This window comes from Vibrio galatheae (genome assembly GCF_000967545.1).
In the GTDB taxonomy this organism is placed as follows: Bacteria; Pseudomonadota; Gammaproteobacteria; order Enterobacterales; family Vibrionaceae; genus Vibrio; species Vibrio galatheae.
Genome location: NZ_JXXV01000027.1, coordinates 21,838 through 40,626 on the forward strand (window position 1 = coordinate 21,838; position 18,789 = coordinate 40,626).

Annotated in this window: 14 protein-coding genes and 2 riboswitches; of the genes, 7 read left to right on the forward strand and 7 right to left on the reverse strand. The window is 46.1% G+C overall.

Annotated elements, in window-relative coordinates; all coding sequences use genetic code 11:
* Positions 1-41 precede the first annotated feature (41 nt).
* On the reverse strand, positions 42-1,058 hold the full coding sequence (gene fbp / locus TW81_RS15155; protein WP_045956575.1) for a class 1 fructose-bisphosphatase: 1,017 nt from the start codon (positions 1,056-1,058) through the stop codon (positions 42-44).
* A gap of 303 nt (positions 1,059-1,361) precedes the next feature.
* Between fbp and mpl the strand changes: the two genes are divergently transcribed.
* The 5 genes from mpl (at position 1,362) to thiQ (ending at position 6,917) form a co-directional block, all read left to right on the forward strand.
* Positions 1,362-2,714, forward strand: coding sequence for a UDP-N-acetylmuramate:L-alanyl-gamma-D-glutamyl-meso-diaminopimelate ligase (mpl, locus tag TW81_RS15160; RefSeq protein WP_045956576.1), 1,353 nt, complete (start codon positions 1,362-1,364; stop codon positions 2,712-2,714).
* A gap of 14 nt (positions 2,715-2,728) precedes the next feature.
* Positions 2,729-3,355 carry a flavin prenyltransferase UbiX gene (locus TW81_RS15165; protein WP_045956577.1) on the forward strand — a complete coding sequence of 209 codons (627 nt, stop codon included), beginning with the start codon at positions 2,729-2,731 and terminating at the stop codon, positions 3,353-3,355.
* 72 nt (positions 3,356-3,427) lie between these two features.
* Positions 3,428-3,549: riboswitch (TPP riboswitch) on the forward strand.
* A 46-nt stretch (positions 3,550-3,595) separates the two neighbouring features.
* A complete protein-coding gene (thiB, locus tag TW81_RS15170) occupies positions 3,596-4,603 on the forward strand; it encodes a thiamine ABC transporter substrate binding subunit (protein ID WP_045956578.1) in 1,008 nt (335 codons plus the stop codon).
* Between the two features lie 9 nt (positions 4,604-4,612).
* The gene (thiP, locus tag TW81_RS15175; protein ID WP_045956579.1) at positions 4,613-6,217 is read left to right on the forward strand and encodes a thiamine/thiamine pyrophosphate ABC transporter permease ThiP; all 1,605 of its coding nucleotides are present in this window, start codon (positions 4,613-4,615) and stop codon (positions 6,215-6,217) included.
* Positions 6,201-6,917, forward strand: coding sequence for a thiamine ABC transporter ATP-binding protein (gene thiQ, locus TW81_RS15180; RefSeq protein ID WP_045956580.1), 717 nt, complete (start codon positions 6,201-6,203; stop codon positions 6,915-6,917). The genes thiP and thiQ overlap by 17 nt, the downstream gene beginning before the upstream one ends.
* 144 nt (positions 6,918-7,061) lie before the next feature.
* On the opposite strand, the gene yjgA is transcribed toward thiQ, so the two are convergent.
* The gene (gene yjgA, locus TW81_RS15185) at positions 7,062-7,589 is read right to left on the reverse strand and encodes a ribosome biogenesis factor YjgA (RefSeq protein WP_045956581.1); all 528 of its coding nucleotides are present in this window, start codon (positions 7,587-7,589) and stop codon (positions 7,062-7,064) included.
* Positions 7,590-7,697: 108 nt separating this feature from the next.
* On the opposite strand from yjgA, the gene pmbA reads away from it, so the two are divergent.
* Positions 7,698-9,041 carry a metalloprotease PmbA gene (gene pmbA, locus TW81_RS15190; RefSeq protein WP_045956582.1) on the forward strand — a complete coding sequence of 448 codons (1,344 nt, stop codon included), beginning with the start codon at positions 7,698-7,700 and terminating at the stop codon, positions 9,039-9,041.
* Positions 9,042-9,118: 77 nt separating this feature from the next.
* On the opposite strand, the gene lysC is transcribed toward pmbA, so the two are convergent.
* A complete protein-coding gene (gene lysC / locus TW81_RS15195) occupies positions 9,119-10,471 on the reverse strand; it encodes a lysine-sensitive aspartokinase 3 (protein WP_045956583.1) in 1,353 nt (450 codons plus the stop codon).
* A gap of 113 nt (positions 10,472-10,584) precedes the next feature.
* Positions 10,585-10,762, reverse strand: a riboswitch (Lysine riboswitch).
* A 222-nt stretch (positions 10,763-10,984) separates the two neighbouring features.
* On the opposite strand from lysC, the gene TW81_RS15200 reads away from it, so the two are divergent.
* Entirely contained in the window at positions 10,985-12,106 is a 1,122-nt protein-coding gene (locus TW81_RS15200) for a pyridoxal-phosphate-dependent aminotransferase family protein (RefSeq protein WP_045956584.1), read from the forward strand.
* Between the two features lie 52 nt (positions 12,107-12,158).
* On the opposite strand, the gene TW81_RS15205 is transcribed toward TW81_RS15200, so the two are convergent.
* The 4 genes from TW81_RS15205 to TW81_RS15220 form a co-directional block, all read right to left on the reverse strand.
* The gene (locus TW81_RS15205) at positions 12,159-13,934 is read right to left on the reverse strand and encodes a PglL family O-oligosaccharyltransferase (RefSeq protein WP_045956585.1); all 1,776 of its coding nucleotides are present in this window, start codon (positions 13,932-13,934) and stop codon (positions 12,159-12,161) included.
* 67 nt (positions 13,935-14,001) lie between these two features.
* Positions 14,002-16,824, reverse strand: coding sequence for an excinuclease ABC subunit UvrA (gene uvrA, locus TW81_RS15210; RefSeq protein ID WP_045956586.1), 2,823 nt, complete (start codon positions 16,822-16,824; stop codon positions 14,002-14,004).
* 136 nt (positions 16,825-16,960) lie between these two features.
* Complete coding sequence (galU, locus tag TW81_RS15215; protein WP_045956587.1) at positions 16,961-17,836, reverse strand: UTP--glucose-1-phosphate uridylyltransferase GalU; 876 nt, start codon at positions 17,834-17,836, stop codon at positions 16,961-16,963.
* A 112-nt stretch (positions 17,837-17,948) separates the two neighbouring features.
* Positions 17,949-18,599, reverse strand: a complete 651-nt coding sequence (locus TW81_RS15220; RefSeq protein WP_045956588.1) for a response regulator transcription factor — start codon at positions 18,597-18,599, stop codon at positions 17,949-17,951.
* Positions 18,600-18,789 lie beyond the last annotated feature (190 nt).

The following is an 18,789-nucleotide window of genomic DNA, read 5'->3' on the forward strand; positions in this document are numbered from 1 at the left end:
GTCGCGTATTCGCGACTCTTTTTTACTTCTACCGATCTCGATTAGTTCTCTTCGCTATTCAGTTCTAAAAACTCTTCGACTTTTTTGACCATATTTTTTGAGCCGACAAAGAAAGGTACACGCTGGTGTAATTCTGTCGGTTTAATATCCATAATGCGTTGCACACCGTCAGAGGCTACACCGCCAGCTTGTTCAATGATGTACGCCATTGGGTTGCATTCGTAAAGTAAGCGCAACTTGCCGTTTGGGTGACTTTGTGTGCTTGGATAGAGATAGATACCACCTTTTAGCAAGTTGCGATGGAAGTCTGCGACTAACGAACCAATATAACGTGATGTGTATGGGCGATGATCGCTTGGTGCATTTTCTTGGCAATATTTAATGTATTTTTTCACGCCCACCGGGAAGCGAATGTAGTTCCCTTCGTTGATTGAGTAGATGCTGCCATCTTCAGGAATCATCATATTCTCATGAGATAAGCAGAAGGTGCCAAGTGAAGGATCATAGGTAAAACCATTGACGCCATTACCTGTGGTGTAAACCAGCATGGTTGAAGAGCCGTAAATGACATACCCAGCAGCCACTTGCTTGTGGCCCGGCTGCAGGAAATCTTCTTCTGTTGGTGGTGTACCAATCGGAGATACACGGCGGTAGATAGAAAAAATGGTACCGACCGAAACGTTGACATCAATGTTTGATGAACCATCCAGTGGATCCATCAACACGACGTACTTTGCGTTTTTGTTCAGTTCTTTGTTAAACGCTACTGCTTCATCTTCTTCTTCACTGGCAACACCGCACACTTGGTCGCGGGCTTCAAGAGCGGCCTTAAACTTCTCATTGGCGTATACATCAAGTTTTTGCTGATCTTCGCCTTGAACGTTTGCGGTGCCTACGGCACCAGTTATATCACCTAAACCGGCAGCGTTGATTTCACGGTTAACGATTTTTGCAGCAAGGCGAATTGAAGAAAGTAGGGATGATAGATCACCGCTAGCGTGGGGGAAGTCCGCTTGTTTTTCAACAATGAACTCGCCAAGGGTGCGCATTCCAGACATGGTTTTTCCTTTAAAAAGTCGCTCATAGATAGGGGGAATGGGCGGCATGGTCTCTAACGGATCTTTCATTGCTGCCCGAGCTAAGTGTAAAAGTAAGAACTTTTTATTGGTAATGAACTAACTGTCTTAGATCTCAAACTTTTTAGTAAATTTTCAACAGTTTTCATAGGTGTGTGATGACGTAGATGGACAAAGCGTCATCAACTGAACTGTGAAGTGGTTATCTGCGGCTAAATGTGTTCGCTTTTTAATGCATTGTCGCCATAATGAGCAGATATTTTCCGCTTAGAACAAGGCTTTTCTATGCATATTCATATTTTGGGGATTTGTGGCACCTTCATGGGTGGCGCAGCAGTGTTAGCGCGTCAATTGGGGCATAAAGTCACAGGCAGTGATGCCAACGTTTATCCACCAATGAGCACTCTTTTAGAGTCTCAAGGTATTGAAATCATAGAAGGCTTTGATCCTAAACAATTGGATCCGGCACCTGATCTAGTCGTGATTGGTAACGCCATGAGTCGCGGCAACCCTTGCGTCGAATACGTACTCAATAGCAATTTACGCTACACCTCCGGCCCGCAATGGTTGCAAGAGTTTTTACTGCATGACCGTTGGGTGCTGGCTGTTGCGGGAACTCACGGAAAAACAACAACATCAAGTATGTTAGCTTGGATATTGGAAGACTGCGGCTATCAACCAGGATTTCTGGTTGGGGGGGTGCTCGGTAACTTCGGTATTTCAGCCCGTCTCGGTGAAAGTATGTTTTTTGTTGTTGAAGCTGATGAATATGACAGTGCTTTTTTTGACAAACGTTCTAAGTTCGTTCACTACCACCCTCGCACACTGGTAATGAATAATTTAGAGTTTGACCACGCGGATATTTTTGATGACCTTGAAGCGATTAAGCGTCAATTCCACCACTTAGTCCGCACCGTTCCGGGGAATGGTCGACTGTTTGCTCCTAAGCAAGATGCAGCGCTGCAAGATGTTCTTGAGCGCGGTTGCTGGAGCGAAATGGAGTTTAGTGGTGAAAACGGCGATTGGCAGGCCGAGAAAATCCAAATTGATGGCTCGCAGTTCAAAGTGCTATTCCAAGGTGAGCTCATTGGTACCGTTAACTGGGATCTCGTTGGTGATCATAATGTTGATAATGCTTTGATGGCGATAGCGGCGGCACGTCACGTTGGTGTGACACCTGATCTCGCGTGTCAGTCGCTGGCGAAATTTATCAATACCAAGCGTCGCCTAGAATTAAAAGGTGAGGTGAATGGCGTCACCGTTTACGATGATTTTGCCCATCACCCAACGGCAATTGAACTGACCTTAGGTGGTTTGCGTAATAAGGTCGGCAATGACAGAATCATAGCGGTACTTGAACCTCGCAGTGCCACTATGAAGCGCGGTGTGCACAAAAATACGCTAGCGGCAGCCTTGCAAGCTGCAGATGCTGTGTTCCTCTATCAGCCAGAGTCGATTGACTGGTCTGTTGAAGAGATTGCTGCTCAGTGCCAGCAGCATGCCCAAACCGCGAATCGTGTTGATCAGTTGGTGGATGATATCGTTGCCAACGTCAGCTCTGGTGACCACATATTAGTCATGAGTAACGGCGGTTTTGAAGGTATTCACGATAAGCTGCTGGCAAAGCTAGCCCAATAGTGTAGTTATTGATTATGAGTAAACAACAGAAAGCCATTACCTTAGCCTTTACCGGCGCTTCAGGTGCGCCTTACGGTTTGCGTTTGCTAGAATGCCTGCTGGTCGCTGAGTATCAAGTCTATCTTCTTATCTCATCTGCCGCGCGGGTTGTTCTCGCTACTGAGCATGGTCTTAAATTGCCCGCGAACCCAGATGCGGCCAAGCAAGCTTTGGTTGCACAGCTCAATTGTGATCCAGATAAGCTGGTGGTATGTGGTAAAGATGACTGGTTTTCTCCTGTCGCTTCAGGGTCTGCCGCGCCGAAGCAGATGGTTGTGTGCCCTTGCTCTGCCGGAAGTGTCGCCGCGATTGCCCACGGAATGTCTGATAACTTGATTGAACGCGCTGCAGATGTCGTGATGAAAGAACGTGGTCAGTTAGTGCTTGTGGTGCGTGAAACGCCCTTTTCAACGCTCCATTTAGAGAACATGCATAAGTTGTCACAGATGGGAGTGACTATCATGCCCGCCGCACCTGGGTTTTATCATCAACCTCAATCCATCGAAGATTTGGTCGACTTTATGGTGGCGCGTATTCTTGATCACCTTGGTGTTGAACAGGGACTAGTGCCGCGCTGGGGTTATGACTCTCGCCATATATGACGCAGCATGCGAATGACGAATGTGTCTATATTTGGGGATGGCTATTGGATTTCAATAATATTACAATTTGAGTGTTACTCATCGGGGAGCTATTAATCTGACTTATTGTTAGCGATTGCTGAGATCGAGCCTTGCTCGGGACCCGTGTACCTGAACCAGATAATGCTGGCGTAGGAATTGAGTTTGGATTTTTGGTCCGTTTCTCAACCCTGTGCCGCTCACACATGGAGAGAGCGAGCAGTGAAAAACACTCTAAACACCCTTTCGGCTAGTACCTTAGCAATTGCCATTCTATCTTCATTTTCTGCTATAGCTGCAGAAAAAACTCTGACTGTATATACCTATGACTCTTTTGCTGCTGACTGGGGGCCGGGTCCTAGCGTAGAAAAAGCATTCGAAGCCCAATGTGGCTGCGAGCTTAACTTTGTCGCACTTGATGATGGTGTCTCAATTCTTAATCGTCTGCGTTTGGAAGGGGAAAACACTAAAGCCGATATCGTGCTTGGCTTAGACAACAATCTGATGGCTGAAGCGAAAAAAACTGGCTTGTTAGCCAAGCATAGCGTTGATACCAGCAAAGTCAGTTTGCCTAATGGTTGGAGCGACAATACGTTTGTTCCGTATGACTTTGGTTATTTCGCTTTTGTTTACAACAAAGAAAAGCTGGTTAATCCACCGAAAAGCTTGAAAGAGCTGGTGGAGTCTCGTGACGATCTTAAAGTGATCTATCAAGATCCACGTACGTCTACTCCAGGCCAAGGTTTGATGCTATGGATGAAGTCAGTTTATGGCGATCAGGCAGTAAATGCGTGGCAAAACCTGGCTAAGAAAACGGTCACCGTGACCAAAGGCTGGTCTGAAGCCTACTCTATGTTCTTAGAAGGAGAGTCGGATTTAGTTCTGTCTTATACCACTTCTCCGGTCTATCACTTGATCGCAGAAAGCGACAGTAAATACGCTGCTGCTGACTTTGCTGAAGGTCACTACACTCAAGTCGAAGTAGCGGCAAAAGTTAAGTCGTCTGCCAATCAAGCATTGGCCGATGAGTTTATGAGTTTTATCCTTAGTGATGAGTTCCAATCTGCCATGCCAACGGGCAACTGGATGTACCCAGTGACAGATATTGCCTTACCGCAAGGTTATGAAACATTGACGGTACCTACTAAAGCGTTGGCGTTTAGCCCTGATGACATTGCCGATAACCGCAAGCTTTGGATTCGTGAATGGCAAAATGCGCTTACTTTCTAGGACAATCTTTTGCATAGTACGCCCAAAATAGGCTTATGGGTCGCGATTGGTATCGCGACCTTTGTCGTTTGTACTCTTGGTGCTCTGATTATCAACGCTCCTTCGCTGGCAGTTGGTCAGATATGGAACGATCCCTATTATCAGCATGTAACCAAGTTCAGCTTCTACCAATCTTTTCTCTCAGCATTGCTCAGCGTTGGTTTCGCGCTTCCTGTCGCCCATGCTCTGTCTCGGCGTCAGTTTATCGGTAAATCCTTATTGCTGAAGCTGTTTGCGACGACCTTGGTTTTGCCTGTCCTTGTCGGAGTATTTGGCCTGTTGGCGATTTACGGCAATAGCGGATTGGTTGCCCAGTTGTTTAACTATCTAGATAGCAAGTTGCCATTTTCGATCTATGGTTTAAACGGAATACTCATTGCCCACGTGTTCTTTAACTTACCCTATGCGACTCGATTGTTACTCCAATCGCTTGAAGCTATCCCGCAAGAACAGCACAAGTTGTGCGCGCACCTTGGTATGGGGCACTGGGATAAGTTTCGTTGGGTTGAGTGGCCCAGGCTTCGTCAGCAATTACCTCATGTGACTGGTTTAGTCTTTATGCTCTGCTTCACTAGCTTTGCCACTGTAATGGCGCTAGGCGGTGGCCCCAAGTCAACCACGATTGAACTGGCAATTTACCAAGCGATTAAGTTTGATTTCGATTTACAAGCAGGAGCACTGCTCGCAATCTGGCAAATGCTTTTGTGTGGCACGATGGCGTTGGCAATCCAGCGTCTCGCCAAGCCAATGTCGGTAGCGTCGGGTTCTCAGGCGACGACGAGCTATTTGGTTAGAGACAGTATCGCTTCCAAATGTTGGGATTGGGGATGGATCACTGGATCAATTTTGCTCGTCATCCCGCCACTATTGATGGTGATGGTAAGTGGCATCAATTTACAAGCCCTCGATGTGTTCAGCGACAGTCGCTTTTGGCAGGCATTATCGGCATCGATCAAAGTGGCCACTATGGCGAGTGCGATTGCTGTTGTTACGGGTGTCAGCATCTTAATCACCAGTCGTCGCTGGCGACTCAATGCTCAAACGCGAAAAGCGGATCATATTGAGCTAATCGGCACTATTATCTTAGTCACACCGGGATTAGTCATCTCAACAGGGTTGTTTCTCTTGCTGCTCTCTTTTACTGATGTATTCAGCCTAGCCTTTGTGGTCGTCGTTGTCGTTAACGCTTTAATGGGCTTACCTTATGTGATTAAGACCCTTGCTCAGCCAATGTTACATGTTGAGCAGCAATACCAATATTTGTGCGCCAGTTTAGGTATCAAAGGCTGGAATCGATTTAAAGTTGTTGAGTGGAAGGCGTTGAAAAAGCCCATCGCGCATGCATTTGCCATTAGTTTTATGTTTGCCATTGGCGATCTAAGTGCGATTGCTCTGTTTGGCAGTCAAGAATTTCGCACCTTACCCTTGTATCTGTTTCAATTGCTCGGCAGCTATCAAATGGAGTCGGCGGCCGTTGTCTCCGTTACCCTACTATTGCTCAGCATCGGTTGCTTCACGCTGATTGAAACCTTGTTAAATGCTAATTCTAAGGGGCACCATGCTGACCTTAAGTGATGTTGACTACTACTACCATGATGAATTGTTTCACTTTGATGCGACTATCAGACCTCGGTCGATAGTCGCATTGATGGGGCCGAGTGGCGCTGGTAAATCGACTCTGTTAGCGCTTATTGCTGGTTTTATTGAGCCTGCGCGAGGACGAATTGAAGTTAATGGGCAAAATATCCTTGGTCAAGCACCTTATCAACGACCGTTTGCTATCTTGTTCCAAGAGCATAATTTATTTGCTCATTTAACCGTTCGCCAGAACATTAGTCTGGGGTTAGATCCAAGCTTGAAATTGACCTTAGAGCAACAAAAAATGGTTGAGTATGCCGCTCAGCAGGTGGGTATAGAGGCGTATCTCAACCGTTTGCCCGAGCAGCTTTCGGGAGGCCAGCGTCAAAGGGTTGCCCTAGCACGCTGTTTTGTTCAACCGCATCGTATTTGGCTTCTCGACGAGCCATTTTCTGCGCTTGATCCTATTTTGCGTGAAGAGATGTTGAACTTGGTCAAGTCTCTTGCCAGTGAAAGGGAAATAACGGTCGTGATGGTGACGCACCATATAAGCGATGCCAATTCGATTGCGTCAGATTTTATCTTTGTCGCCAATGGGCAGGTTGAAGTGGCAGACAGTATAGAGATGTTGTCATCAAAGCATGAAAACCAAGCCTTAAGTGACTTTGTTCGAGCGGGAGAGTCTCCATCTGCTTGAGCGTGATCAGGATTTTCAACTTTTCACACACTCCGTTATTTGAAGAAAAAAAACAAAGGGTTGATGCTCTCACATCAACCCTTATAACTTTCTCGCTTCTCGCTTCTCGCTTCTCGCTTCTCGCTTCTCGCTTCTCGCTTCTCGCTAGATTTCTTCTTCGTTTAAAGCCTTGAGAATTTGGAAAATTTCACGCGACGCCTTGGCAGGCTTGCCTGATTTTTTCTCTTTTGCGGCCTGACGTGCAAGCTGACGTAAGCGCTGGCGATCTGCTGCTGGATAAAGCTCCATGATATCGTCGATAGCACTATCGCCTTCTTCTACGGCACGGTCGCGCAATTGTTCAATTTTGTGCAGTGCCGCTGTTGCTTGAGAGTGTTTGTTGCGCACCTTATCCAATGCCGCTTGGAGTGGCTCTGGATCTTCAAAGCGCATCAACTTACCAATATATTGAAGTTGGCGTCGACGCGCTTCATTTTTAAAACGTTGAGCATCTTTAATCGCTTCCGCGAGATCGTCACTGAGCGGGAATTTTTCCAACACAGAAGGCTTAAGGCTAACAAGCTCTTCGCCTAGCTTTTGCAGCTCTTCCATATCGCGTTTCATCTCGGTTTTGCTTACCCAGATGATCTCTTCCTCTTCTTCCCATGGCGCTTTTTGATTCTTACGTGCCATTTTTCTGCCTTAATTTGAACACCTATTTCTCTATTTTAACAAGAATCGTGGGGAGAAAGCGAAATTCTTGTTATCCTAAAGACAATTGATCTTAAGAATAAAGAAAATATGGACGTAAGACAGCAAGTTGCTCAACAACGCGTTGAGTTAGAAGCGGCAGTGGCCAAAGCGTTAGAGATGGCAGCAGCAAAGTCTGATGCCGCGGAAGTCGCGATCAGTAAAACGACAGGCTTAAGTGTTTCTACTCGTATGTGCGAAGTAGAAAACGTTGAGTTCAACAGTGATGGCGCATTGGGGATTACGGTTTATCGTAATCAACGTAAAGGCAGTGCTTCGACTTCTGATCTTAGTGATAAGGCGATTGAGCAAACCGTGCTAGCCGCGCTTGATATTGCTCAGTATACCTCTGAAGATCCATTTGCAGGCCCCGCACCTAAAGAGCTGATGGTGCAAAATATCCCTGATCTTGATCTGTTCCATCCTGATACGCCCGATCCTGATTATGCCGCGCAGGTCGCGATTGCCGCTGAGCAACAAGCGCTTGCTTACAGCGATAAGATTAAACAGAGTGATGGTGCGAGTTACGATAGCCATTACGGTTTGAAAGTCTATGGTAACAGTCATGGCTTGTTGGCGAGTTATGCGTCTAGTCGTCATAGTACTAGCTGTTGTGTGATCGGTCAGGGCAACAATGGCGAAATGGAGCGTGACTACAGTTATACAGTTGCGCGACATAAAGACGAACTTTGGACGCCAGAAACTGTCGGTCTGAAGGCGGCAGAGAAAACCGTTAGCCGACTTGACGCGCAGAAGCTTAAAACGGGCAAATACCCAGTGATGTTTGCTGCTGATGTGGCTACAGGACTGCTTGGTCATTTAGTGATGGCGATCAGTGGTGGTAATCTTTATCGTAAGTCTTCATTCTTGCTCGATCAGCTTGGTAATCAAGTTCTACCAGATTGGTTTAATGTCTCTGAACGCCCACATGTACTGCGCGGTCTTGCTTCGAGCCCGTTTGATAGTGAAGGGGTGTTTACCCAAGACAGAGAAATCATTACCGATGGCGTATTGGCGACGTATCTGTTGACTAGTTATGCCGCGCGTAAGATGGATATGACGCCAACCGGTCATGCTGGTGGCATCCACAACTGGTTTGTGAAATCGACAGGTCAAAACTTCGAACAGATGCTGAAAGAGCTGGGCACTGGCCTACTTGTGACTGAAGTGATGGGCCAAGGGGTTAATATCGTCACTGGTGATTACTCTCGCGGCGCAGCAGGTTTCTGGGTTGAGAATGGTGAAATTCAGTTCCCTGTGTCAGAAATTACCATCGCTAGTAACTTAAAAGAGATGTTTAACCAGATCGTTGCCGTGGGCAATGATGTTGAAACTCGCTCGCAAATCCAAACGGGTTCTATTCTATTGGAATCTATGAAGGTCGCTGGGGAATAAGGCATACGCTTTGGTAAGCGCTCCACCGATTGATAAAGGGTTGGCTTAGTAAGCCAACCCTTAATTTTTGGCAGAGCCTATTTCTCAAACAATTCAGTGTGGAGTTTTTGAATCGCTTGTTTAGCTACTGACTCATTGACTAAGAAACAGAGGTTATGTGGGCTTGCACCATAGCAGATCATGCGTAAGTTAAAGTCTTCTAAAGTACTGAACACTTGTTTAGCGTAACCCTTGCTACCACTCATGTTATTACCAATGAGTGCTACTAAGCAGAGGTTGTGTTCAACCTCTACCGAACATAGCTCTTCCAATTCAGCGCGAGCTTCGGCCGGTAATTGCGGCGCACCGCCTGAGGTATCGGTTTGATCTAGGGTGAGAGAGACACTGATCTCTGAGGTAGTAATCAAATCGACTGAAATTTTGTGCTTGGCTAGAATTTCGAACACTTTGGCTAGGAAGCCGTATGCATGGAACATTTTTGCGCTGCGTAGCGTAACCATGGTTTGGTTGCAGCGTAAAGCTAAGGCGCGAAACAGCGGTGAACTTTCCACTTGATGACGAATCCATGTGCCACCTTTTTCCGGTTCTTTAGAAGAGCCGACAAAAACCGGAATGTCATGGCGTAGTGCAGGAATAAGCGTAGAAGGGTGCAAAATCTTAGCGCCAAAATTGGCCATTTCAGACGCTTCGCTAAAACTGATTTCTGCAATTGGCGACGCTTTCTGTGCGATGCGTGGATCTGTGGTGTATATCCCTGGCACGTCTGTCCAAATTTCTAGTCCAGATGCTTCAACCGCTTCGGCGATCAAGGCTGCGCTGTAGTCGCTTCCGCCACGACCTAACGTTGTCGTGTTCCCTTCCGCGTCAGAACCGATAAAACCCTGAGTGACAACAACGAAGTCTTGGCATAGTGGGACTAGCGACTGTTTCGCTAACGCTTTGATTTGTTCTAGTTCTGGTTCTGCTCTACCGAAATTACTGTCGGTGCGCAGTATATCGCGAATATCAAAACGCGCTGCATTGATACCGCGCTCTTTCATTAGCTGTGTTAATAAGTGAGTCGACATCAGCTCGCCGCATGCGACCAAATGGTCAGTAAGCTTTTTACTCGCTTGGATGGAAGCCGCTTCTGCCAGGCTGGTGACCGTATCTAAGATTTCGTATACATCACTAGCAGCTTGAGTTGCATCTTCAAGTTGCTCAAGTACTGAGTCATGAATTTGCGCCAGTTGAGTGAGAAGTTCACTACGACGGACTTGGTCTTGCACACCGTTTGCTAGTTCAACCAAGAGGTTAGTAACGCCAGAACAGGCACTGCTTACGACAAGTTTGGTGTTTGGATTGTTTTCAATGATTGCAGCACAGCGGCTCATCGCCTCAAAGTTAGCGACACTTGTTCCACCAAATTTGGCTACATTAAAACTGCTCACAGCTTTTCTCCCACGACTTCCTAAAATAAAAACATTTGGTAGTAATACCAATATCCGTTTGCTTTGATGAGGAGTGTTGAGCGAAAGAGAGGGGGGTCTTTTTATGTATGACTTTCCTCAGAAGCTCATCATCAGACTGGGCTGATGACAGTTGTAGGGATTCAACCCTAGCAACCGACAGATCTAAACCGACACTCTAGATCTACCTCGGCACTGCTCCCCCTAAATATGTTGTATTGGATTTGTGGCTCCACAACACACCTACCTGGGCAGTGCTCCTCTTCTGCAAATAATTTGCTATGTGGCATAAATATTCACCACGTATCCGCATTGAACGTGTTTCTGTGAGCTATGTCAATCAGTATTTGCCACTTCTCTTGATTTAAAATTAACAAACTTGTGACAGTGGTTAGACCTCAATACTTTGGGCGAATTGCTGATGATAAAGAATTCGATTAAGGTGAATTAAGGAAGTAAAGAACAACGCATAATAATATTTCAAAGGAGCTGCCAATGACGATTCAAAGTTTTATTCCCCCACACCGAATTTTGATGGGGCCTGGGCCATCGGATATTTCTCCGCAAGTGTTACAAGCGCTAAGCCGACCTACGGTTGGGCATCTGGATCCATTGTTTGTTGCTATGATGGATGAATTGAAATCGCTGCTGAAGTACGCCTTTCAGACTGAAAATGAATTTACCATTGCCGTCTCAGCGCCAGGAAGCGCAGGTATGGAAACCTGTTTTGTTAACCTGATTGAACCGGGAGAAAAAGTCATTGTGTGTCGCAATGGTGTGTTTGGCGAACGTATGCGTGAAAACGTTGTGCGTGCAGGCGGGGTGGCTGAAGTCGTTGATGATGAGTGGGGCATGCCCGTCTCAATCGATAAAGTTGAGCAGGCACTCAAAGATCATCCCGATGCAAAAATACTCGCTTTTGTGCATGCGGAAACGTCAACAGGCGCATGCAGTGATGCACAAGCACTCGGTAAACTCGCTAAGCAATATGGTGTATTAAGTATTGTTGATGCGGTAACTTCATTGGGTGGCGTGCCGCTTAAAGTTGATGAATGGCAGCTCGATGCGGTCTATTCTGGTAGTCAAAAATGTCTTTCTTGTGTACCTGGACTGTCTCCTGTGACATTTTCACCTGCCGCTATCGAGAAAATTCAGTCACGTACCACTCCGGTACAAAGTTGGTTTTTAGACCAAAGCCTAGTATTGGGTTATTGGAGCGGTGATGGCAAGCGTAGCTACCACCATACAGCGCCTGTTAACAGCTTATATGCGCTGCATGAATCGTTACTCATCCTAAAAAATGAGGGGCTGGAAAAAGCGTGGCAACGTCATCGTGATATGCACGAAAAACTTAAGCAAGGGCTTGAAAAGCTAGGTTTTGAGTTTGTCGTAGAACAACAATCTCGTCTACCTCAACTTAACGCTATTTATGTTCCTCAAGGCATTGATGAAGCGAAAGTAAGATCGCATTTGCTAGACACGTACAATTTAGAAATTGGTGCAGGTCTTGGCGCTCTAGCGGGTAAAGCATGGCGAATCGGTTTAATGGGCTATGGAGCGCGGGTAGAGAATGTCGCGCTTTGTCTAAGAGCACTCGAAGAGTCTTTAACTCAGTAGTGCACTCATCATCTGAATTTAAGAGCAAGGCGACCTGACTGGGTCGCCTTATTTAATTGTGCTGTTTGTCACTATCGGCCTTCAAAGCATCTACATTAGGCGCGATATATTGGACTTGAGAAAAGTCTCTTTCGGGGAAGAGGAATTGAGCTTCACTGCGAATTTGCGCAGCTTTGACGCTGTCGCCCAAGCCTTGGTAGGCCAAAATGAGATTGTTATAAAATGCAGGTCGCGGTTTGTCTTTAATGACCTTAAGTGACCAATCCACATAGGGCTGTATATATTGCGCATCTTGCGTGTACAAACCGATATTTAAGTAGGTACTGTAGATATCCCAGTCATACCTGTCTTTCCACACCACAGGGTTCGACACCTGATTAAGTAGCTCAGGTTCTTTCGGCTGTGAGCGCTCAAACTGAGTTAGGATGTAGTTGGTATGCAGGGTAGTCAGCATGTAGAAACTGGTGATTATCGGCAGAACTAAACTAAGTACACGCAATGCGGTTTTTGAGATAACACTGAACGGAGCTTGGCGGTAGCTGCTGGCTCGCTGATCCACCCAATAGAGTAAAATGATAAAGGCTATCCAGTGAATCGCCGAGTGATAGAAAGGATACTCTAACTGACTGTGTAATACGATTGGCACAAATAGAGCGAACATCGCCAGTCGTGTGCCTTTTTTAGCTTGATAGAGCCGAGCGAGGACGAACAAGGCGGCGAGGATGATCGCGACTAATGGTAGCAGACCGCCTTCGACTCCCCAATACAATAGCTCATTATGTGGGTGGTCCATGGCAGCAAGGCCCGGTTTGTAATTCTCATTGAGCTGATGTTGTCTGGCGGTATAGACCATGTATTCGGGCTCAAAACGCCCATAGCCATAGCCAGTAAATGGCTTCTCGATCAACATGTCGATAGCTTGAGGGAAAGTGTATTTTCGCGGGCTGTCTAGATTCGCTTTTTGCTCAACCAGTGAGCTTTGGCCTCCGGCGATATAAGGTGTCACCAAGCCAATACCGACGCCGACGAAAATTGCTATTGTCCAACCAATAAAGCGTTTTTTGGTCGCAAATCTGAATACATACGGAACCAGCAATAAGGTCGATAGAATAGCGCTAAGCCAACCTGTGCGCGATGCGAGCACGACAATTAGTGGTACTGTCGCTAATGGCATTAAATAGAGCAATGCCACTTCACTGAACTTACGTTGGTACTTGGTTGGATGTCGAGTAAGTAAATACCCCGACAGCGCAAGCCCTGTGGCTAGAAAGCTCGCCATGACATTAGGTTGTTGAAATATTCCGTAAGGACGGTTCGCCTCAGTGTTGTAGCCAAAAGGGTTACCGGGTTCTAACAATAGGTATTGCACCCAACCCAAAAGGGCTTCGATAAACACGGCAATCGTAATAAACCACAGCAGACGTTGCCGCTGTTTATTGCTAAAGCGAAACTGCTGCAGTACAACAAATAGACTATATCCTGCCCATAACCCTGTCAGCCTTCCTTGCGAGAGTTCGAGATCTGAACCGGTATACAACACTGGCAAGGTAAGCATGATACAGCAGATGAACAAGCCAATAGTGAGTTTGTTGTATCTCAGCGCCTGATAACTCGCTAATTGATAAAGACCTAACGCGAGGGCAAAACTAATTGTGAGCCAAGTTGTTGAGTTAAAAGCTAGCGCCAGACCTGCACCGCCCGGATTAGGCATGAAAAAGTGCATTGCCAGCAAAAATACTATGCCTACTGACACAATGAAAGGTCTGGTTAAAGGGATCTTTGGCGCCTTAATTTCAAGCTCTGTCCCTGCTACATGCGTAGTCGCCATAAATCGAGATACCTCAAAAATACAGACCAGTGAATCGATACTGGTCTGTAAATCCTACTAATAATCGCTACTTTAACATAGGCTTGAGGAATCGGGCAGTGTGAGAACCGTCTACCAGTGATACTTCCTCTGGCGTTCCTTGCGCGACGATTTCTCCGCCACCTTGCCCCCCTTCGGGGCCTAGGTCTACGATCCAGTCTGCCGTTTTGATGACATCCAAATTATGCTCAATCACAACCACAGTATTACCATGATCACGCAGGCGATGCAGTACTGTCAGCAGTTGTTGAATGTCGTGGAAATGCAAGCCAGTGGTTGGCTCGTCCAAAATATACAAGGTTTTACCTGTATCGCGTTTAGACAGTTCACGTGCAAGTTTGACTCGTTGCGCTTCCCCTCCTGACAAGGTCGTGGCGGCTTGGCCTAAGCGTATGTATGACAAACCAACATCGATCAATGTTTGTAGTTTACGTGCGATGACAGGAACCGGCGCAAAATACTCACGTGCATCTTCTACCGTCATCTCAAGGACTTCATCAATGGTTTTGCCTTTGTAACGTACTTCCAACGTTTCACGGTTATAGCGCTTACCTTTACAGACATCACATGGAACATAAACATCGGGTAAAAAATGCATCTCTACTTTGATAACGCCATCACCCTGACAAGCTTCACATCGACCGCCGCGGACATTGAAGCTGAAACGTCCAGGCTTGTAGCCTCGTGAACGCGACTCTTGTGTACCCGCAAACAGTTCGCGTATTGGCGTAAAAATACCTGTATAGGTCGCTGGGTTTGAACGCGGTGTGCGACCAATCGGACTCTGGTCAATATCGATGACTTTGTCAAAGTGCTCTAGTCCTTTGATTTTCTTATAAGGTGCAGGCACAGCTGTGGTTGCACCGTTAAGTTGGGTGTGCGCTATCTTAAAGAAAGTATCGTTAATTAAGGTTGATTTACCTGAGCCTGACACGCCGGTAATACAGCTAAATAATCCGACAGGAATTTCGAGCGTGACGTCTTTTAGGTTGTTGCCTGACGCGCCAATTAGCTCAACCACTTTCTTTTTGTCTTTCGGCGTTCGAGTACTTGGTATCGCTATCTCTTTTTTACCGCTGAGGTACTGGCCAGTCAAAGAATTAGGATTAGCGATTATCTCGGCCATTGTCCCTTCTGCAACGACATTACCACCATGAACTCCAGCGCCGGGTCCGATGTCAATCACGTGATCGGCAATGCGGATCGCGTCTTCGTCATGCTCAACCACTAAGACGGTATTGCCAAGGTCGCGCAGATGAGTAAGGGTTTTGAGCAATCGTTCATTATCGCGCTGGTGCAAACCAATGGATGGCTCATCAAGCACATACATCACGCCAACCAGGCCTGCCCCTATTTGGCTGGCTAAGCGGATTCGTTGCGCTTCACCGCCTGAAAGTGTTTCAGCACTACGAGACAGATTGAGATAATTTAAGCCAACGTTGACTAAGAACTGCAGGCGATCGTTGATCTCTTTCATCACCTTTTCAGCAATTTGGGCGCGTTGTCCTTCAAGCTGTAAAGAGGCGAAGAAACCCAAAGCGTCAGCAATACTCAGTTCGACAATTTCAGGCAAGGTTGTATCACCAATAAAGACATTGCGCGCTTCTAAACGCAGGCGACTGCCGTCACAGCTCGAACAGGTCTTGGTTGAGATGTATTTGGCTAAATCTTCACGAACAGCATTGGACTCCGTATCACGATAGCGGCGCTCTAGGGTATTGAGGATGCCTTCAAATGGATGGCGTTTAACCCGAATATCACCACGATCATTAATGTAGTTAAATTCAACTTCAGTTCGTCCTGAGCCAGTTAAAATAACGTCACGAATTTTTTTCGGTAATGAGTCAAATGGCGCGTGCAGATCAAAATCGTAGTGTTTGGCGAGCGAGGACAACATCTGGAAGTAGTAGTAGTTTTTTTGGTCCCAACCACGAATAGCACCTTGTGCCAAACTAAGAGATTCATCCACTATGACTCGAGCAGGGTCGAAATATTGCTGAACGCCAAGGCCGTCACAGGTGTGACAGGCGCCCGCAGGGTTATTAAATGAGAAAAGTCGAGGCTCAAGTTCTTGCATGCTGTAGCCACAATGTGGGCAGGCGAAGTTAGCAGAGAAAACAATTTCGTCCCCAGAGCCATCCATTGGGGCAACGACAGTAATGCCACCTGACAACTCTAGTGCTGTCTCAAATGATTCCGCTAGACGTTGCTGGAGATCATTGCGGACTTTGAAACGATCTACAACCACTTCAATAGTATGTTTTTTATGTAGCTCAAGGGACGGAGGATCGGACAGATCGCATGTCTCGCCATCAATACGTGCACGGATAAACCCTTGTGCTGCGAGATTTTCAAGCGTCTTGACGTGTTCGCCTTTACGCTCTTTAACGATAGGCGCAAGGAGCATCATTTTTGCTCCCTCTGGTAGTTCAAGCACTTTGTCGACCATTTGCGATACGGTTTGCGCTGTAAGCGGAACTTTATGCTCCGGGCAGCGAGGCTCACCAACACGAGCGTATAATAGTCTTAGATAGTCATAAACTTCGGTTATGGTGCCCACGGTAGAGCGAGGATTGTGAGAGGTCGATTTTTGCTCGATAGAAATAGCTGGGGATAAACCTTCAATATGGTCAACATCGGGCTTTTCCATTAACGATAGAAATTGGCGTGCATAAGCGGACAATGATTCTACGTAACGGCGTTGACCTTCTGCGTACAAAGTGTCAAAAGCAAGTGACGATTTTCCAGAGCCAGATAGACCTGTAATGACGATCAATTTATCGCGAGGTATGGTTAAGTTAATATTTTTCAGGTTATGGGTGCGGGCACCACGGATTTCTATCTGATCCATTCTCAACACTCAAGGTAAAAACAAGTGGGCTAAGTATTACATAGTGTGAGAAATGTGCAAAGGAATACTGGATAAAAAAACAGTAGCAAGGCAGCCTTTAGAGCTGCCTGGTCGCGAGTAGTACGTGGGGTGAAAACTAAAGATTCTCTTTGGTCGTCATGTGCTTATCCAACTCTGACTTTTTGGTATCTTTAAGATAGAGGTTTTCAAAGCAGTAGTTAGTTGCTTCAATATATCCTTCGACACTACCACAGTCGAAACGCTGACCTTTGAATTTGTAGGCGAGAACACAGCCTGATTTTGCCTGCTTGAGGAGAGCGTCAGTGATTTGAACTTCTCCGCCTTTGCCTGGTTCGGTGTTTTCGATTAGCTCAAAAATATCAGGCGTCAGAATATAGCGGCCAATAATGGCGAGGTTACTTGGAGCAGTGCCTGGCTCTGGCTTTTCTACCATGTCATCGACACGGAAAATATCGTCTTTGATCATTTCCCCAGATATTACGCCATATTTATGCGTCTCTTCCTCTGGTACTTCTTGCACTGCGACAATTGAGCAGCGGAACTGTTTGAATAGCGCCACCATCTGTGCCAACACGCCCTCTTGTTCGTTAACACATAGGTCATCGGCAAGTACGACAGCGAAAGGTTCGTCACCAACCAACTCTCGGCCAGTTAAAATTGCGTGCCCTAAGCCTTTCATTTCACGTTGACGGATGTAGGTGAAGTTTGCACTATCGATAATGTCGCGGATATCGACTAGGAGCTCTTCTTTGTTGGTCCCGCTGATTTGATGTTCTAGTTCGTAGTTCTTATCAAAGTGATCCATGATCGAGTGCTTACCACGGCCAGTAACAATGCACATGCCATTCATGCCCGCTTGAATCGCCTCCTCAACGCCATACTCAATAAGAGGTTTGTTCACCACTGGCATCATCTCTTTTGGCATTGATTTGGTCGCAGGCAAAAAACGAGTACCGTAACCTGCGGCTGGAAACAGGCATTTCTTAATCATGATCAATCCTTTAAATACTGAGTATCATATTGGCGCAACTGTAGCATAAATACTGTTACTTGTTGATTAACTCGCATCAGGTGTAATTAATAACAGAGCTACAGAACAATCTTCAGCAATACGGATGCATATGTTGCTTCGCCCATGCGGCTGCTTGCACCCGGTTTTTGACGCTTAATTTTTTGAATATCTTTTGCAGATGAGACTTCACAGTAAACTCGCTAATAAACATATCATCAGCAATTTGTATGTTGGAAGAACCCGACATCAAGCAGCGCAAGATTTGCAGCTCGCGAGTAGTCAAATCAACGGTTGCGGGTGTAGTGTGGGTATCAACCACGTGACGATAATGAAAAAGTAGCTGTGAAGTCACCTTTCTGGGTAACCAATTCTCTCCATTAATAATGGCTTCACAACCTTTCACCAAGTTGTCAATTGTCGCATCTTGATAGAATAAGCCTTTGAGATGACCAAAAGCGAGTAGCTCATCGGTAGTCAAACGGTGAGACACGTTAAAAACAATGGTTTCAAAAGTTTTGTCTGCAATTGGTAGCTTGTTAATCACGGCTTGTAATTGGCTATATTCTTGAAAATCAATGACCAGAATTCGATGTTTGTACTGGTGTAGCGCAAGTAGGAGTTCATTCGGCGCTATGGTTGCTATGGCATTTTCCATGTGTTGTTCGATATGTTGAATCGTTGGGCTTTTGAGCTTTCTTTCGGTCAAAAAATAGAGTGTTCTTGAGTAGATATTTTTAGCCATACTGTTCTCGGTTGACGTTGATAATGTTTTCAACCAGAGTGACTGAATGTGGCGCTATGTGCGAATTGAGCTGAGGGCTTTGCGTTTTATCTCATGCCATTCAGTAACTAACTGATTTCTCAGTTTTGATAAAGTATGAGTTTTGTCCAAATCTCTGAGTTGCTTTATGTAGTAAAGAGGGGTTTGTCGA

Coding starts and splice junctions, on each gene's coding strand:
- fbp (WP_045956575.1), bottom strand. CDS start 1,058: ATGTCTGGAATGCGCACCCTTGGCGAGTTCATTGTTGAAAAACAAGCG.
- mpl (WP_045956576.1), top strand. CDS start 1,362: ATGCATATTCATATTTTGGGGATTTGTGGCACCTTCATGGGTGGCGCA.
- TW81_RS15165 (WP_045956577.1), top strand. CDS start 2,729: ATGAGTAAACAACAGAAAGCCATTACCTTAGCCTTTACCGGCGCTTCA.
- thiQ (WP_045956580.1), top strand. CDS start 6,201: ATGCTGACCTTAAGTGATGTTGACTACTACTACCATGATGAATTGTTT.
- yjgA (WP_045956581.1), bottom strand. CDS start 7,589: ATGGCACGTAAGAATCAAAAAGCGCCATGGGAAGAAGAGGAAGAGATC.
- pmbA (WP_045956582.1), top strand. CDS start 7,698: ATGGACGTAAGACAGCAAGTTGCTCAACAACGCGTTGAGTTAGAAGCG.
- TW81_RS15200 (WP_045956584.1), top strand. CDS start 10,985: ATGACGATTCAAAGTTTTATTCCCCCACACCGAATTTTGATGGGGCCT.
- TW81_RS15205 (WP_045956585.1), bottom strand. CDS start 13,934: ATGGCGACTACGCATGTAGCAGGGACAGAGCTTGAAATTAAGGCGCCA.
- uvrA (WP_045956586.1), bottom strand. CDS start 16,824: ATGGATCAGATAGAAATCCGTGGTGCCCGCACCCATAACCTGAAAAAT.
- galU (WP_045956587.1), bottom strand. CDS start 17,836: ATGATTAAGAAATGCCTGTTTCCAGCCGCAGGTTACGGTACTCGTTTT.
- TW81_RS15220 (WP_045956588.1), bottom strand. CDS start 18,599: ATGGCTAAAAATATCTACTCAAGAACACTCTATTTTTTGACCGAAAGA.